The sequence below is a fragment of the Dactylosporangium sp. NPDC049742 genome, from assembly GCF_040674675.1.
GTDB lineage: Bacteria > Actinomycetota > Actinomycetes > Mycobacteriales > Micromonosporaceae > Dactylosporangium > Dactylosporangium maewongense.
The window spans coordinates 129,715-144,324 of sequence record NZ_JBFANF010000003.1; the positions used below are offsets into that span (position 1 = coordinate 129,715).

The following is a 14,610-nucleotide window of genomic DNA, read 5'->3' on the forward strand; positions in this document are numbered from 1 at the left end:
CGAAAGGTTGACACCGTGCCCGACGTCCCGTTGCTCGAGGTTCGAGACCTCGTCAAACAGTTCAGTGCGCGACCCTGCGGCCGGCGCACGGTCACGGCGGTGGACGGTGTCGCGTTCGACCTGCGTCCAGGTGAGACGCTCGGCCTGGTCGGCGAGTCGGGCAGCGGCAAGTCGACCATCGGCAAGCTCGTGACCCGGCTGCTGCGCCCGGACCGCGGCGAGATCCGGCTCGCCGGGCGCGACATCGCGACGCTGTCCGGGCGGGCCATGCGCCCGTTCCGGCGCGACGTCCAGCTGGTCTTCCAGGACCCGTACTCCTCGCTCAACCCGCGCCACACGGTCGGCGACATCCTCGGCACGGCGCTGCGGGTCCACGACACGGTGCCCAGGTCGCAGGTCGCGTCGCGGATCCGGGAACTGCTCGGCCAGGTGGGCCTCGACCCGGCCCACGCCGGCCGCTACCCGCACGAGTTCTCCGGCGGGCAACGGCAGCGCATCGGCATCGCCCGCGCGCTCGCGGTCGGGCCGCGGCTCATCGTCGCCGACGAGCCGGTGTCGGCGCTGGACGTGTCGATCCAGGCGCAGGTGATGAACCTGCTGGAGGACCTGCGCGCCGAGCTCGGCCTGGCGTTCCTGTTCATCTCCCACGATCTCGCCGTGGTGCGGCACTTCTGCGACCGGGTCGCCGTGCTGTACATGGGCCGGATCGTGGAGATCGGCGCCCGCGAGCAGATCTACGCCGACCCGCGCCATCCGTACACGCAGACCCTCATGGCCGCGGTCCCGGACATCGCCTGGCTGCGCGGGGGAAGCCCGCGGCGCACCCGTGTCCCGTCGGCGTCCCCGGTCGCCGCGGAGACAGGCGCGCAGCGGTCGGGATGCCGGTTCCGGGCGCGCTGCCCGGTGGCCGCACCGGTGTGCGCCGAGTCGGAACCGGCGCTCACACTTCGTGCCGGCGGGCACCGGGCGGCCTGTCACATCCGGTGATGCTGGACCCCGCCGTCGGCGGCGTGCAGCGACACGCCCTTGCCGCGCACCGTGTGCAGGTAGCGCACCGGCGCCGCCGGCTCACCGAGCTTGGCGCGCAGCCGGTGCACCAGCACGTCGATGCCGTTGACCGACGTCGTCCCGCCGCGGCCGAGCCGGGCCCGCAAGGCGGTGCGGGACACGACGCGTCCGGGATGCTCGGCGAGGCAGGCCAAGAGGTCGAACTCGCTGCGGGTGACGGCGACCGGCACGCCGTGCAGTGACACCCGGCGCTCGGCGACGTCGACCCGCAGCGCGCCGACGACACAGGGCGCCGGTGGCGGCGCGGCCGGCACCCGCCGCAGCAGCGCACCGATCTTCGCGTCCACCACCGCCGGCTGGGCCGGCTTGGGCAGGTAGCCGTCCGCGCCACCGCGCAGGGCCTGGAGCACCTGCTCCTCGGCGCACTCCGCCGTGTGCAGCATGACCGGCCGGCGGGATCCGAGGCACATCAGCCGCAGCAGCAGCAATCCGTCCACCGTCGGCAGGAACGGGTCGATGAGCACCACGTCGGGCCGTTGGTGGGTGTGGCAGGTGAGGTCGGCCAGCACCCGGCCGGCCGCGTGCAGCGACACGTCCGACACGACGTGTCCGTGCTGGGCCAGCCCACTCGCCAGGGTCCGCCGGTATGCGGAGTCCTCGTCGATGAGCAGGAGGTTCGCCACGTTAGCCATCCGAGGTCGGGGTTCGAACGTCCGCAGAATTTCACGTCGGCGGCCCCGATCCTCATAGCCGGCACCATAGCGTCCACTGATCGCAGCGGCTCGCCCCGCGGCCCGGCCGGGTGCCGTAAAGGTTGCGGAAAGCTGGCGCCCCGTCGAACCTGACTGTCCCATGTGGACCGGTTGTCGCCGATCTCCCGCTCTGGTTAGCGTCCAGCGCCGAGCAACGCATCGAAGCACGTAATCACGTGACCTGTGGTCCGTGCTTCGGCTCGCCAAACCCCCAAGGAGATCGCATGACCACAAGCCAGCTCCGGCGAAGAATCGCCCGGCTGTCCGGCGCCGCGCTGCTGCTCGCTCTCGCGAGCGGACTGACGGCGGTGCCGGCGGCCGCGGGCCCCGCCTCACCGTCCGGTGCGGCGGCCGCCGCGGCGAGCACGACCAAGGCCCCGCCCGCCGCGGCCGACCTCGCCACGACCGACCGGCATCTCGACAGGCAGGCGCAGCCGGTGAACCGCCGGGCACCGCAACCTGCCGCGAACACCGTCACCCGCACCGACTACGACCGGCCGGCCGCCACCGTCCGCCAGGCCCGCCCGTCGGACCGCACCTCGCTCGCGGCGGCCGCCTGCAACACCTCCGACTTCACCAGCCGGACCGGATCCGCGCTGGTGAGCCAGATCAAGGCGGCGTCGGTGGACTGCGTCAACAGCCTGTTCAGCCTCTCCGGCAGCGACGCGTACAACGCCTTCCGCGAGGCGCAGATGGCCAGCGTCGCGTACGCGGTGCGGGACGGCGCGTCCAGCTACCCGGGCAACTCCAGCACGGGGATGCCGCAGCTGGTGCTCTACCTGCGCGCCGGCTACTACGTGCAGTGGTACGACACCTCCGTCGGCGCCTACGGCACGTCACTGCAGACGGCGATCCGGTCCGGCCTGGACGCGTTCTTCGCCAGCTCGCGCGCCTGGGACGTCACCGACGCCAACGGCGAAACCCTCGCCGAGGCGGTCACGCTGATCGACAGCGCCCAGGAGAACGCACGCTACCTGTACGTCGTGAACCGGCTCCTGACCGGCTACAACTCGTCGTACAACGCGTCGTGGTACATGCTCAGCGCCGTCAACAACGTCTACACGGTGCTCTTCCGGGGCCACCAGGTGCCCGCGTTCGTCACGGCGGTGCAGTCCGACCGCACCGTGCTGAACAACCTGTACAACTTCGCGTCGGGCCACCTCGACCTGCTCGGCACCGACAACGCCTACCTCACCTCCAACGCGGGCCGGGAGCTCGGCCGGTTCCTGCAGGAGACCGCGCTGCAGCCCACCGTCCGGCCGCTGGCCGGCGGGTTGCTGTCCAGCAGCAGCATGACCGGCCGCACCGCGCCGCTGTGGGTCGGCGTGGCCGAGATGACGCAGTACTACGACGCGGCGAACTGCAGCTACTACAACACCTGCAACCTCTCCGCCCGGCTGTCCAGCTCGGTGCTGCCGATCAACTACACCTGCAGCGCGTCGATCCGGATCGTCGCGCAGAGCATGACCTCGGCCGAGCTCAGCCAGTCGTGCAGCAGCCTGCTGTCGCAGGACGCGTACTTCCACGGCGTGGTCGCCGACAGCGGGCCCGTCGCCGGCGACGTGAACTCGGACATCGAGGTCGTGGTGTTCGACTCCAGCACCGACTACCAGACGTACGCCGGCGCGATCTACGGCATCGACACCAACAACGGCGGCATGTACCTGGAGGGCACCCCGTCCGACCCCAACAACCAGGCGCGGTTCATCGCCTACGAGGCCGAGTGGGTCCGGCCCGTGTTCCAGATCTGGAACCTCAACCACGAGTACACGCACTTCCTCGACGGCCGCTTCGACATGTACGGCGATTTCAACGCCAACGTCACCACCCCGACCATCTGGTGGATCGAGGGCTTCGCCGAGTACATCTCGTACTCGTACCGCAACGTGGCCTACACCTCCGCGCAGACGCAGGCCGGCTACCACACCTACACGCTGCGGACGCTGTTCGACACCACCTACAGCAATGACCAGACCCGCATCTACAACTGGGGTTACCTGGCCGTCCGGTACATGCTCCAGTCGCACCGCGCCGAGATGATGACCCTCCTCGGCTACTACCGCACCGGTGCCTACACCACCGCCCGCAGCTACCTGACCAGCAGCATCGGCAGCCGGTACGACGCCGACTTCGACGCGTGGCTGACCCGCTGCGCCGCCGGCGACTGCGGCGGCAGCACCACTCCGCCCACCAACCAGCCGCCCACGGCCTCGTTCACCGTCGCCACCAGCGGACTCACCGCCACCTTCACCGACCGCTCCACCGACAGCGACGGCAGCATCGCGTCGCGCCAGTGGACCTTCGGTGACGGCACCACCTCCACCGCCGCCAACCCGAGCAAGACCTACACCGCGGCCGGCACCTACACGGTCACCCTGAAGGTCACCGACAACCAGGGCGCCACCGCCACGACGACCCAGTCGGTCTCCGTCTCCACCGGCGGCGGCACCACGCTGCCGGAGTGCACCGGATCCGACACACGCACCCTCGACCGCAACTGCCAGCGCTCGGCGCGCTCGGCGACCGCCGGCAACTACAACTACCTGTACATGTACCTGCCGTCCGGCGTCACCACCCTCACCATCGCCGCCAGCGGCGGGACCGGCAACTGCGACCTGTACTACAGCCCGACCAGCTGGGCGACGACCACCAACTACTCCCGGTCCTCGACCGGCGGCACCAACGCCGAAACCCTGACCATCACCAACCCGCCCGCCGGCTACAACTACATCAGCCTGTACGGCCGGACCGCCTGCTCCGGCGTCACGGTCAGCACCCGGTACTGACCGGCATCCCGCAACGAGGCTCCCCGCGCCGCACCCGGCGCGGGGAGCCGCTCCGCGTGGCGGGTGTCGCCCTCAGGAGAGGTACAACGCGCACAGATCCGGCTGGCCGAACTGCGGGTGGATGAACCCGTTGCGGACGTTGGCGCCGGCCATCCGCAACGCCTTGATGTAGAACACCGGGATGCTGACCGCCCGGGCCTGGATCGCCTCGTCCAACGCGCCCCACAACCGGTACTGCCGCTCCAGGTCCGACTCGGCCAGCGCCTCGTCGATCATGGCGTTGATCTGCGGGTCGTTGAAGTTGGCGTAGTCGGTGTTGCCCGCGGAGCCGTCCCTCGGCACGTTCCGGCCGTCGAACTGCGGCGGGATCACCGCCGAGCCGTTCGGCCAGTCCGGCACCCAGCCGGCCCACATCATGTCGTTGCCGTTGGCGGGGTCACCGATACCGGTCGAGTAGTACGACTGGGACGGGTACGGCCTGCGGACCACCTCGACACCGATGCGCTGATACGACTCCACCACCGTGCTGATCGCCCGCGCGACGTCGCTGGAGTTCGGATACGCCAGCCGGATACGCGCCGGGCACGGCCGGCCGGCCGCCACCGCCTGCTGGAGCAACCGCAGCGCCCGCTCCGGGTCGCCGTCCGGGTTCGCCGCCGAACCGTAGAGATCGAACGCCCGGTGCGACTTCAACTGCGGCGCCAGCATGGTCGTCGCGAACTCCCCGACGACGAAGCCACCCAGCGAGGCCCGCAACCGCCGCTTGTTCAACGCGTAGGTGAGCGCCTGCCGGCAGGCGAGGTCCGGCAAGGTGCGGGTGTTGAGCGCGAAGTACCGCACCCCGCCGGTGCTGCCGATGACCGCCCGTCCGGACAGCACCGGATCGTTGATGATCTGCTGGACGAAGTTCGGTGCGGCGTCCCGGTCGATGGCGATCGTGTCCGCCCACGCGCCGTCGCTGTCGATGAGGTTCGCGGTCACCGCCGTGGTGTCGTTGCGCCAGGTGACCACCACGCGATCCGGGTGCGCGCCGCGAACGGTGTCGGAGCCGCGTCGCCAGAACGGGTTCCGGGTCAGCACCAGTTCCTGCGCCGTCGACGACTCGACCTTGTACGGCCCGTTGGAGAAGGGCCGCCGGTCGTAGGCCTCCCCGGTGTCCTTCGTGGCGGGCACCGGCGCGAACACCGACAGCGCGACGGCGTAGCCGAAGTCGCCGACGGGCTGCTTGAGGTGGAAGCGGATGCTCTGCGACGTCAGGCACTCGACGGAGCGCAGGCCCCCGCCGTCGCCGCCGGCCGTGAACGGGCCGGTGTACGGCTTCGGATTCGGTCGCAGGTACTGGCCGGGATATTTCGCCCCGTCGTCGAACTGCGGTGCGAAGCTGCGCTGGATGCCGTACTTCACGTCGGTGCACGTCACCGGGGCGCCGTCCTCCCACCGTACGTCGTCCTTGAGCGTGAAGTCCCAGACCTGATTGCGCTCGCTCGGCCGGCCCGCGTCCGTGGCCAGGTCACCGACGACCTCGCTCGAGGCCGCCCCCGGCACCGACCTGAACGTCGTCAGCGTCCGGGTGAGCAGCCGGCTCACGTTGGCCTCGGTGACGGCGTACACCCGTTGCGGGTCGAGATGCGCCAGCGCCCCGCCGATCACCACGTGCAGGGTTCCGCCGTCATGGGGCACGAGCTCCCGCCCGCCGCCGTCGTCCTGGCACGCGCCGAGCGCGAGCGCCGCGACGAGCACGAAGCCGATCCCGGGTCGGGTCGTGCCGCCGGCCGGGAACGGCGGCGGGTCGGATCGTGCTCGGACCGGCGCTGGAAGGACCGGCGGGACGGTTGCCGGCGGTTTCGGGTGCGGCAGCTGCATGGCGACCCCTCGATTGGACCGGGCCGGTGCGGCCCGCGTGGGATTAGCCCCCGTGCAGCGTGCGATGTTATCTGTAACATATTACAGTGTCCATGCTCGGACCCGGCTCGGTGACACGTGGACGCGACCGGAGGCCGAACCGGTGCGACCGTGCGATGCCATAGCGAATTTCTATGTCTCGGCTGATGAGCCGCCCCGCGCCGGTGGTGCGACTCTGGCTGCACGCCCGCCGCGTCTGCCGCGACTGCGACCAGCGCGGCGCAGGCGTCCCCAGCCATCGACCTCGTAGAAGGACCTCGTGACACAGCCGCCGCTGCGTACCGGCAGCCATGACCTAGCCGTCAGCCGAACACTGGCCGAGTTCATGCGAACCGGCTGGGCGGACACCGAGCGGGCCGACCTGCCGGCCGACCCGGTCGCGCCGTTCACCCGTGCACGTCGGGAGCGGCTCCACGCCCAGTTCGCCGGTCATCGGCTCCTCGTGCCCGCCGGCGGCGACCTGCGCCGCAGCAACGACACCGACTTCCGGTTCCGCCCGCACTCCAACTACACCTGGCTCACCGGCGATCAGACCTCCGACGGGGTCCTGGTCATCTCGCCGGACGGGTCCGCCACGCTGTTCCTGCGTCCGCGCAGCGACCGCAAGGACGACGAGTTCTACCGCGACCGCCGCTACGGCGAGCTGTGGAACGGCCGGCGTCCCACGCTGCTGGAAACCGCGCGGCGCTGCGACCTCCCCACCCGGCACATCACCGAGCTGGAGCACGAGCTGCGGCTGGCGGCGCCGACGCTCGTCCTGCGCGACGTCGATCCGCGCGTCGACCGGCTCGTTCCGGCGGACGACAGCGGCGCCGACGCAGAGTTCGCCGCGGCGCTGGACGAGCTGCGCCTGATCAAGGACGACTGGGAGATCGCGCAGCTGGAGCACGCGGTCGCCGCGACCACCCGCGGGTTCGAGGACGTGGTTCGAGCCCTACCGCAGGCCCGTGACACCTCGGAGCGATACCTGGAAGGCGTCTTCTGGACGCGGGCGCGCGTGGAGGGCAACGACGTCGGATACCACTCGATCGTCGCGGCCGGCGCCCACGCGACGACGCTGCACTGGACCAGCAACGACGGCCCGGTCCGCGACGGCGACCTGCTGCTGCTCGACGCGGGCGTCGAGACCCGCACGCTGTACACCGCCGACATCACGCGGGTCCTGCCGATCTCGGGCCGGTTCACCCCGCTGCAACGCGACCTGTACGAGCTGTGCCGGCGGGCCAACGACGTGGCCCTGTCCTGCCTGCGCCCCGGCGCACCGTTCCGCGCCTTCCACCGGGCGGGCATGGCGGTGCTGGCCCAGGGTCTGGAGGACCTCGGGGTCCTGCCGTGCACGGCCGCCGAGGCGCTCGAGGAGGAGTCCGGCGTCTACCGCCGGTGGACCCTGTGCGGATCCGGTCACATGCTCGGCCTGGACGTCCACGACTGTGCGCTGGCGCCCGCCGACCGGTACCTCGACGGGGTGCTCGAACCGGGGCATGTCCTGACCGTCGAACCGGGCCTGTACTTCCAGCCTGACGACGAGCTCATCCCGGTTGAACTGCGGGGCATGGGATTCCGTATCGAGGAGGACATCCTCATCACCGCCGACGGTCACCGGGTCCTGTCGGCCGACCTGCCGCGCACCGCGGCGGATGTCGAGTCGTGGATGCACCGCACAGCCGCCTGACGCACGGGCGTCCGCCGAGACCTTTCCGTGGGGTGGGGCCGTTGCCCCCTGTCCGGGTGCCTGGACAGGGGGCAACGGTGTGCGCTGACCGCCGTGCCGGGCCCCACGGACGAACCGCCGAGCCACCGACGACCCCCAGCACCGTCACGACCGAACCAGCGCCGCGGAGGCCACCCGATGCGTTCCAGACACATGTTCCACGCCGTCGACTCGCACACCGAAGGCATGCCGACCCGGGTGATCACCGGGGGAGTCGGTGTGATTCCCGGCAACAGCATGGCTGAGCGCCGCCGATACGTGATCGAACACCTTGACCACGTGCGGACCCTGCTGATGTTCGAGCCGCGCGGCCACGCCGCGATGAGCGGTGCGATCCTGCAACCGCCGATCCGCCCGGACGCGGACTGGGGCGTGGTGTACATCGAGGTGTCCGGCTGCCTGCCGATGTGCGGGCACGGCACGATCGGCGTCGCGACCGTGCTGGTCGAGACCGGCATGGTGCCGGTGGTGGAACCGGTCACCACGATCCGCCTGGACACCCCCGCCGGCCTCGTCGTCGTCGACGTGCACGTCCAGGACGGCGCCGCCACCGCCGTCACCCTCACCAACGTGCCGGCATATCTGGACGCGGCGGACCTGACCGTCACCGTCGGCGGGCACGGCGACGTCCGCTACGACATGGCGTACGGCGGCAACTTCTACGCGATCCTGCCGCTGGAGCGGTTGGGACTGCCCTTCGAACGCAGCGCCGCCGGCAGCATCCTCGATGCCGGACTCGCGGTCATGGCGGCGGTCAACGAGCAGCGCAAACCCGTCCACCCCGAGGATCCGGGCATCGCCGGCTGCCGGCACGTGTACCTCGCCGCGCCGGGTTCGGACGCCGAACGGTCGCGGCACGCGATGGTGATCCATCCAGGCTGGTTCGACCGGTCCCCGTGCGGCACCGGCACCAGCGCGCGCATGGCCCAGCTGCACGCCCGCGGCGAGCTGCCGCTGGACGCCGAGTTCCGCAACGAGTCGTTCATCGGCAGCGAGTTCACCGGACGGCTCGTCGCGGCGACGACCGTGGCCGGTCGGCCCGCGGTCGTCCCGGCGATCACCGGCCGCGCCTGGATCACCGCGACCGCGCAGTACCTGCTCGACCCGACCGACCCATTCCCGAAGGGTTTCCTGCTGTGAGATCCGTGCAGAGCCGATCACCACAACAACCCGACGACGTCGTCGTCACCGTTCCCGCCGCCGGCATGGGCGGCGTCGTCGCCGCCGTGGAGCGGGCCCGCCTGGCGCAGCGCGAATGGGGCGGATGCCGCGCCGGCGAACGCGCCGCCGCGCTCACCGAGGCGGCCGGACGGGTGCACGCGGCCCGGGACGAGCTCATCGCGCTCGCCGTCCGGGAGGTCGGCAAACCGATCACCGAGGCGACCGCCGAAGTGGACCGGACCGTGGCGATCCTGCGGTACTACGCGCAACAGGTCTTCGACCCGGCGGGTGCCGTACACGAGCCGACCGGGACGGGGCTGCTGTACACCCGCCGCCGCCCGCTCGGTGTCGCCGGGCTCATCACGCCGTGGAACTTCCCGTTCGCCATCCCCCTGTGGAAGGCCGCGCCCGCGCTCGCCGCGGGCAACGCGGTCGTGCTGAAACCCGCGCCGCAGGCGACCGCGTGCGCCATGCGGCTGTTCGAACTGCTGGCCGGCCCCCTGCCGGACGGGCTCGTCGAGGTGGTCCCCGGGCATGCGAGCGAAGGCCAGGTGCTGACCTCCACCACCGACGTGGTGTCCTTCACCGGCTCGGTGCAGGCCGGAACGGTGGTGGCGGCGCGCGCGGTCACCACCGGCGTCCCGGTGCAGGCGGAGATGGGCGGGCACAACCCGGCGATCGTCCTGCCGGACGCCGACCTCGACCGGGCCGCCCGGCACATCGTGGCCGCTGCCTACGGCTACGCGGGACAGAAGTGCACGGCCACGCGCCGGATCATCGGCGTCGGCGCGGCGAGCGAGCCACTGCGTGAGGCGCTGCTCATGGCGATCGACGAGCTGCCGTGCGGGGATCCCGGCGACCCCAAGACCATGTGCGGCCCGGTGATCGACGACGCGGCCCGCGGCCGCATGCTCGCCGCGGCCCGTGAGGCCCGCCAGTCGGGAGGCACCGTGCTGGCGGGCGGCACCGCATCGGACAACCTGGTCGCGCCGATCCTCGTCGGCGGGCTCTCCGAAGGCCATGCGTTGGCGCGGCACGAGACGTTCGGTCCGTTCTGCCTGCTGCAGTCGGCCGCGGATGTGCCGACCGCGGTGGCGATGGCCAACAGCGGTGCGTACGGGCTCGTGAGCGCGGTCTACACCACCGACCTGGGACACGCGCTGCGATTCGTGGAGGAGCTCGGGACCGGGCTGGTGAAGGTGAACGCGCCGAGCACCGGCGTCGACTTCCACCTGCCGTTCGGGGGCGTCAAGGCCTCCAGCTACGGCCCGCCGGAACAGGGCAAGGCGGCGATGGACTTCTACACCACGGTGCGCACGGTGACCGTCCAGCCCGGCTGACCCGCCGCGGGCACGGATGTCATCGGTGCGCGCCGGGCAGCAGGGAACGCGTCAGGAGCAGGAGGTTCGCGGGCCGTTCGGCGAGACGGCGCATGAAGTAGCCGTACCAGTCGTCGCCGTACGGCAGGTACACCCGCATCCGGTGGCCGGCCTGCACGAGCCGCAGCTGCTCCTGTGAACGGACGCCGTACAGCATCTGGAACTCGTATCCGTCCGACGGCACGGACAGCTCACCGGTCAGCGCCGAGGCGTGGGCGATCAGCGCCGGATCGTGCGTGGCGACCATCGGATAGGCGCCGGCGCGCAGCAGCGTCTCCAGACACGCACGGTACGCCGCATCGACCTCCCGTGCGTTACGGACGAGCACGGAGGCGGGTTCGGCGTACGCGCCCTTCACCAGGCGCACCCGGCTACCCGGAAACGCGAGATCCTGACAGTCCGCCGCGGTGCGCCGCAGGTAGGTCTGCACCGCCACGCCGACCCAGGGGAACCGCTGGCGCAGCCGGCCGACCATCGCCAGGGTGGTGTCCACGGTGGTGTGGTCCTCCATGTCGAACGTGACCGTCGTGCCGACGGCGGCCGCGGCGGCGCAGACATCATGGGCGTACTCGTCCGCGTACCGGCCGCCGTCGCCGGGGACCGCGGCGCCGAGCGCGGACAGCTTCACCGACACCTCCGCCGCCGCGGCGAGACCAGCACTGTGCAGCGCCGCCAGCAGCGCGGTGTACGCGTCGCGGGTCGCCCGTGCCTGCTGCGCCGTGCGGGTGTCCTCCCCGAGGTGGTCGACCGTCACGGTGAGGCCGGCCCGGACCAGCCGGTCCGCCACCGAGACGACCTGCTGCTCGCGTTCGCCGGCGACGAACCGGTCGACCAGCCGCCGGGTGAGGCGGAGACGCGACACCGCCGTGCGGGTGCGCGGGCTACGGGATGCGGCGAGCAGCAGCTGGTTCGGCATGAGCTCACCGTAGGTTCGCCCCGGCGCTCGGGCTATCGCCGGCTGTCGAACGGTGCCGGGCACGTTTTCGACAATTGTCGAACGCCGGTCAGGCCATGCCGGCGAGCCGCGCCATGTGCAGGCTCGTGTGGATGGTGAGCCGATCGTCGCCGTCGCGAAGGGACAGCTGCGACAGCTGCTCGATCTTGCGCAGCCGGTAGTAGACGGTGCCGCGGTGCACGTGGAGCGCGGCGCAGGTGCGACGGATGTCGCCGGCCTCGACGAGGTACGTGCGCAGCGTCTCGACGAGGGTGGCGTCGGCGAGGACCGGCAGCAGCCGCGGTTCGATCGCCTGCCGGAGCGCTTGGACGGGCAGCAGCGTGAGCACCCGCAGCGCCCCCAGCCGCGGCCAGTCGGCGATCGGGCGGTGTTCGGGCATCGACCGGGCCACCCGCAGCGCGCAGCGCGCCTGCCGGTAGCTGTCCGCCGCACCGGCGAGCGTCGGATGCCCGCCGCCGACCCCGGCGACCCAGCCGGCGACACCGCCCGTGGCGAGGACATCCAGTGCGCGTTCGGCCGTGCGGCGCGGGTCGTCCGCGGCCGGCGCGGGGGTGAGCAGCACGACAGCGTCGTCGTGGACGGCCCGCAGCACCTTCCGGTCCAGGCCCCGCGGCGCGTCCAACGCCTCGGTGACCGCCGTGTGGTCCATCGGCTGTGCCACCGGATCGACGGCCGCGGCGACCGTCACCGCCACCCGTCGGGCGGACCAGCCCTGGTCCTCGAAGAACCGGATCGCCTCCTGCCGGCTCGGTTCGTGCTCGCCGACGAGGTCGCGCAGCCGGTCGGCGACGAGCTGCTGGCGGTGCGCGTCACGGGTGAGGAGCCGGCCGAGCCGTTCGGCGGCCACGACGATCCGGTCGAGGACGGCCGGCTGCGCGGCGGTGCCGTCGTCGAGAAACCACAGGAAGCCCACCGTGCGCCCGTTGCCGCGGACCGGCACGACCAGCCGGGCCATCGTGTCGCGGGACGGGTCGGCCGGGATGTGCAGCGGTCCCATGGCGGTGCGCACGTTGAAGGTGTCCAGATACCGGCGGATCTCGGCCGACGTGGTCCGGGTCAGCAGTGTCTCGCGCCGGATCCAGTCGACTTCGCCGCGGTGAGGGCCGAAGGTGAGGGAGTTGAAGTTGGTGTCGGTGAGCTGCACGGCGAGCCCGGCCTCCGCCGCCAGGTCGTCGACCAGCTCGTCGATCTCGTCGTGCACAGCGCCCCTCGATGCCGTCGCGGAACCGCCGCGGCCGGGGCTAGACACCACGGACCTCGCTGCTACGCGCCCGGATGAGCGGACCGGCGTCCCGGCGCCCACTGTATCCGCGGCCCGGCGCGATACCGCAGGACGGACGCTACGGCGCTGCGGTCTGCGACAGCTGACCGGTGTCCGACGCGGCTGTCGCGGCGCCGCGCCGGGAGCGCTTGCGGCTGTACATCCGCTCGTCGGCATGGTGCATCAACGCGGAGGTGGTGGTGCCGTCGTCCGGCGCGATCGCGATGCCGATGCTCGCGCCGACACGTGCCTGCCGCCCGGCGACGACGACGGGTTCGGCGACGCGCCGGCAGATGTCGTCGACGATGCCGTCGATGACCGCGGGTGCGACGACGTCGCGCAGCAGCACGCAGAACTCGTCGCCGCCGAGCCGGGCGACCGTGTTCGGTGCCTGGACGATCTCGGCAAGGCGGGTGGCTGTCTGCTGCAGCAGGATGTCGCCCACGTCGTGCCCCAGCGTGTCGTTCACCGCCTTGAACCCGTCCAGGTCCACGAAGAGGATCGCGACCGCCTCGTCCTGCCGGCGTCGGGCCAGGGCGTCGTCGGCGCGCTCCAGGAACAGTGCCCGGTTGGGCAGCTGCGTCAGCGCGTCGTGCATGGCCCGCCAGCGCATGGTGGCGATGAGATCGATGGTCCGCAGCGCGGCGGACGAGGTCGCGGCGAGGGCGGCCAGCGCCTGCTCGTCCTCGGCGCGGAACCGTTCGTTGGTGGTGCGTGGTTCGGCGAGCAGCCGCAGCGGTGTGTCGTCCGGTTGGTGGACCACCGCGCAGATCTCGCCCTTGGCGGCCGGCCTGTCGGTGTACACGGTGTGCCTGGAGCGCAGCATGCGTGCCGCGTAGTCGAGCGTGGCGTGCTGGATCGCGACCGGGTCCGTGCACCGTTGCAGGTGCAGCACGGCGTCTGAGAGCACCGTGCTGCGAATGTTGGCCAGCTGTGAGCGGACCAGCGCACGGGAGATCACCATCAGCATCCCGATCGGCACGATGAGCAGCGGCGTGGCGGCCGGCGCGGCGCGGAAGATCGCGACCGTCAGGCACGCCAGCGCGCCCTGCGCGCACCCGACCAGGAACTCGACGCCGACGCTCGCGGTGAACAGCGCCACCGGGTTGCGGCCGCGAGCGAAGTAGGCGGTCACGGCGACGACGGCGAGCGTGCCGGTCTCACCGAGCACGCCCAGCACCAGCGTGCTGGCAAGGAGCTGAGGAAAGCCGCTCAGCCACATCTCCACGAGCGGCTTGACCGCGATGACACCTGCCCACACCGCCGTCGCGGCGGTGAGGTGAGCGATCCTGACCATGGTGTTCATGGACAGGGTCCAGCACGCGACGATCATCCCGACGGCGACGCACTGCACGGCGACGCTGAACGGCACGATGTGCGCCACGACGACGTACACCGTGGTGTCGAGCAGCATCGTCACCTCGGCGCGCAGGCCCGACATCACCAGCGGCGATCGGGCGAGCACAGCGAGCGCGAGCGCGGTCAATGCGACAGCGGCCGCGTCCATCTGCAGCACGTGCGGCCGGCCGACCTTCTCGGCCCACTGCGTCCCGGACAGCACCAGGACGGCGACACCGATGACGGCTGACACCGCGGTGAAGGCTCGAAACGCCGTTCGTTGCTCCGGGGGCTGCACCGCGCTCATCGGATCACCTCGTCCGCTTCGGGCCTTCCTGCCGCACCGGGAGCTCAGGG

10 protein-coding genes are annotated in these 14,610 nt (G+C 71.5%); 5 read left to right on the plus strand and 5 right to left on the minus strand.

Translation table 11 applies throughout. The features are described from left to right. The first annotated feature begins 30 nt into the window (after window positions 1-30). A complete protein-coding gene (locus AB0J72_RS05930; RefSeq protein WP_363395319.1) occupies window positions 31-987 on the plus strand; it encodes an oligopeptide/dipeptide ABC transporter ATP-binding protein in 957 nt (318 codons plus the stop codon). Here the strand turns inward: AB0J72_RS05930 and AB0J72_RS05935 are convergent. Beyond that, entirely contained in the window at window positions 975-1,691 is a 717-nt protein-coding gene (locus AB0J72_RS05935; protein ID WP_363394854.1) for a response regulator transcription factor, read from the minus strand. The two genes, AB0J72_RS05930 and AB0J72_RS05935, sit on opposite strands and share 13 nt — an antisense overlap. 293 nt (window positions 1,692-1,984) lie before the next feature. On the opposite strand from AB0J72_RS05935, the gene AB0J72_RS05940 reads away from it, so the two are divergent. Then, entirely contained in the window at window positions 1,985-4,546 is a 2,562-nt protein-coding gene (locus AB0J72_RS05940) for a collagenase (protein WP_363394856.1), read from the plus strand. 72 nt (window positions 4,547-4,618) lie between these two features. Here the strand turns inward: AB0J72_RS05940 and AB0J72_RS05945 are convergent, their stop codons facing one another. Beyond that, window positions 4,619-6,409, minus strand: a complete 1,791-nt coding sequence (locus tag AB0J72_RS05945; RefSeq protein WP_363394858.1) for an ABC transporter substrate-binding protein — start codon at window positions 6,407-6,409, stop codon at window positions 4,619-4,621. Window positions 6,410-6,773: 364 nt separating this feature from the next. Between AB0J72_RS05945 and AB0J72_RS05950 the strand changes: the two genes are divergently transcribed. From AB0J72_RS05950 to AB0J72_RS05960, 3 genes are all read left to right on the plus strand, one after another. Continuing rightward, entirely contained in the window at window positions 6,774-8,120 is a 1,347-nt protein-coding gene (locus AB0J72_RS05950) for an aminopeptidase P family protein (RefSeq protein ID WP_363394860.1), read from the plus strand. Window positions 8,121-8,297: 177 nt separating this feature from the next. Continuing rightward, window positions 8,298-9,299, plus strand: coding sequence for a proline racemase family protein (locus tag AB0J72_RS05955; RefSeq protein WP_363394862.1), 1,002 nt, complete (start codon window positions 8,298-8,300; stop codon window positions 9,297-9,299). After that, window positions 9,296-10,660, plus strand: coding sequence for an aldehyde dehydrogenase family protein (locus tag AB0J72_RS05960; RefSeq protein ID WP_363394864.1), 1,365 nt, complete (start codon window positions 9,296-9,298; stop codon window positions 10,658-10,660). Before AB0J72_RS05955 ends, AB0J72_RS05960 begins: the two co-directional genes overlap by 4 nt. Before the next feature lie 19 nt (window positions 10,661-10,679). Here the strand turns inward: AB0J72_RS05960 and AB0J72_RS05965 are convergent, their stop codons facing one another. The 3 genes from AB0J72_RS05965 to AB0J72_RS05975 form a co-directional block, all read right to left on the minus strand. Then, window positions 10,680-11,615, minus strand: a complete 936-nt coding sequence (locus tag AB0J72_RS05965; RefSeq protein WP_363394866.1) for a proline dehydrogenase family protein — start codon at window positions 11,613-11,615, stop codon at window positions 10,680-10,682. Between the two features lie 88 nt (window positions 11,616-11,703). Then, window positions 11,704-12,855, minus strand: coding sequence for a helix-turn-helix domain-containing protein (locus AB0J72_RS05970; protein WP_363394868.1), 1,152 nt, complete (start codon window positions 12,853-12,855; stop codon window positions 11,704-11,706). 139 nt (window positions 12,856-12,994) lie between these two features. Beyond that, on the minus strand, window positions 12,995-14,560 hold the full coding sequence (locus tag AB0J72_RS05975) for a GGDEF domain-containing protein (protein WP_363394870.1): 1,566 nt from the start codon (window positions 14,558-14,560) through the stop codon (window positions 12,995-12,997). Between the last annotated feature and the right edge of the window lie 50 nt (window positions 14,561-14,610).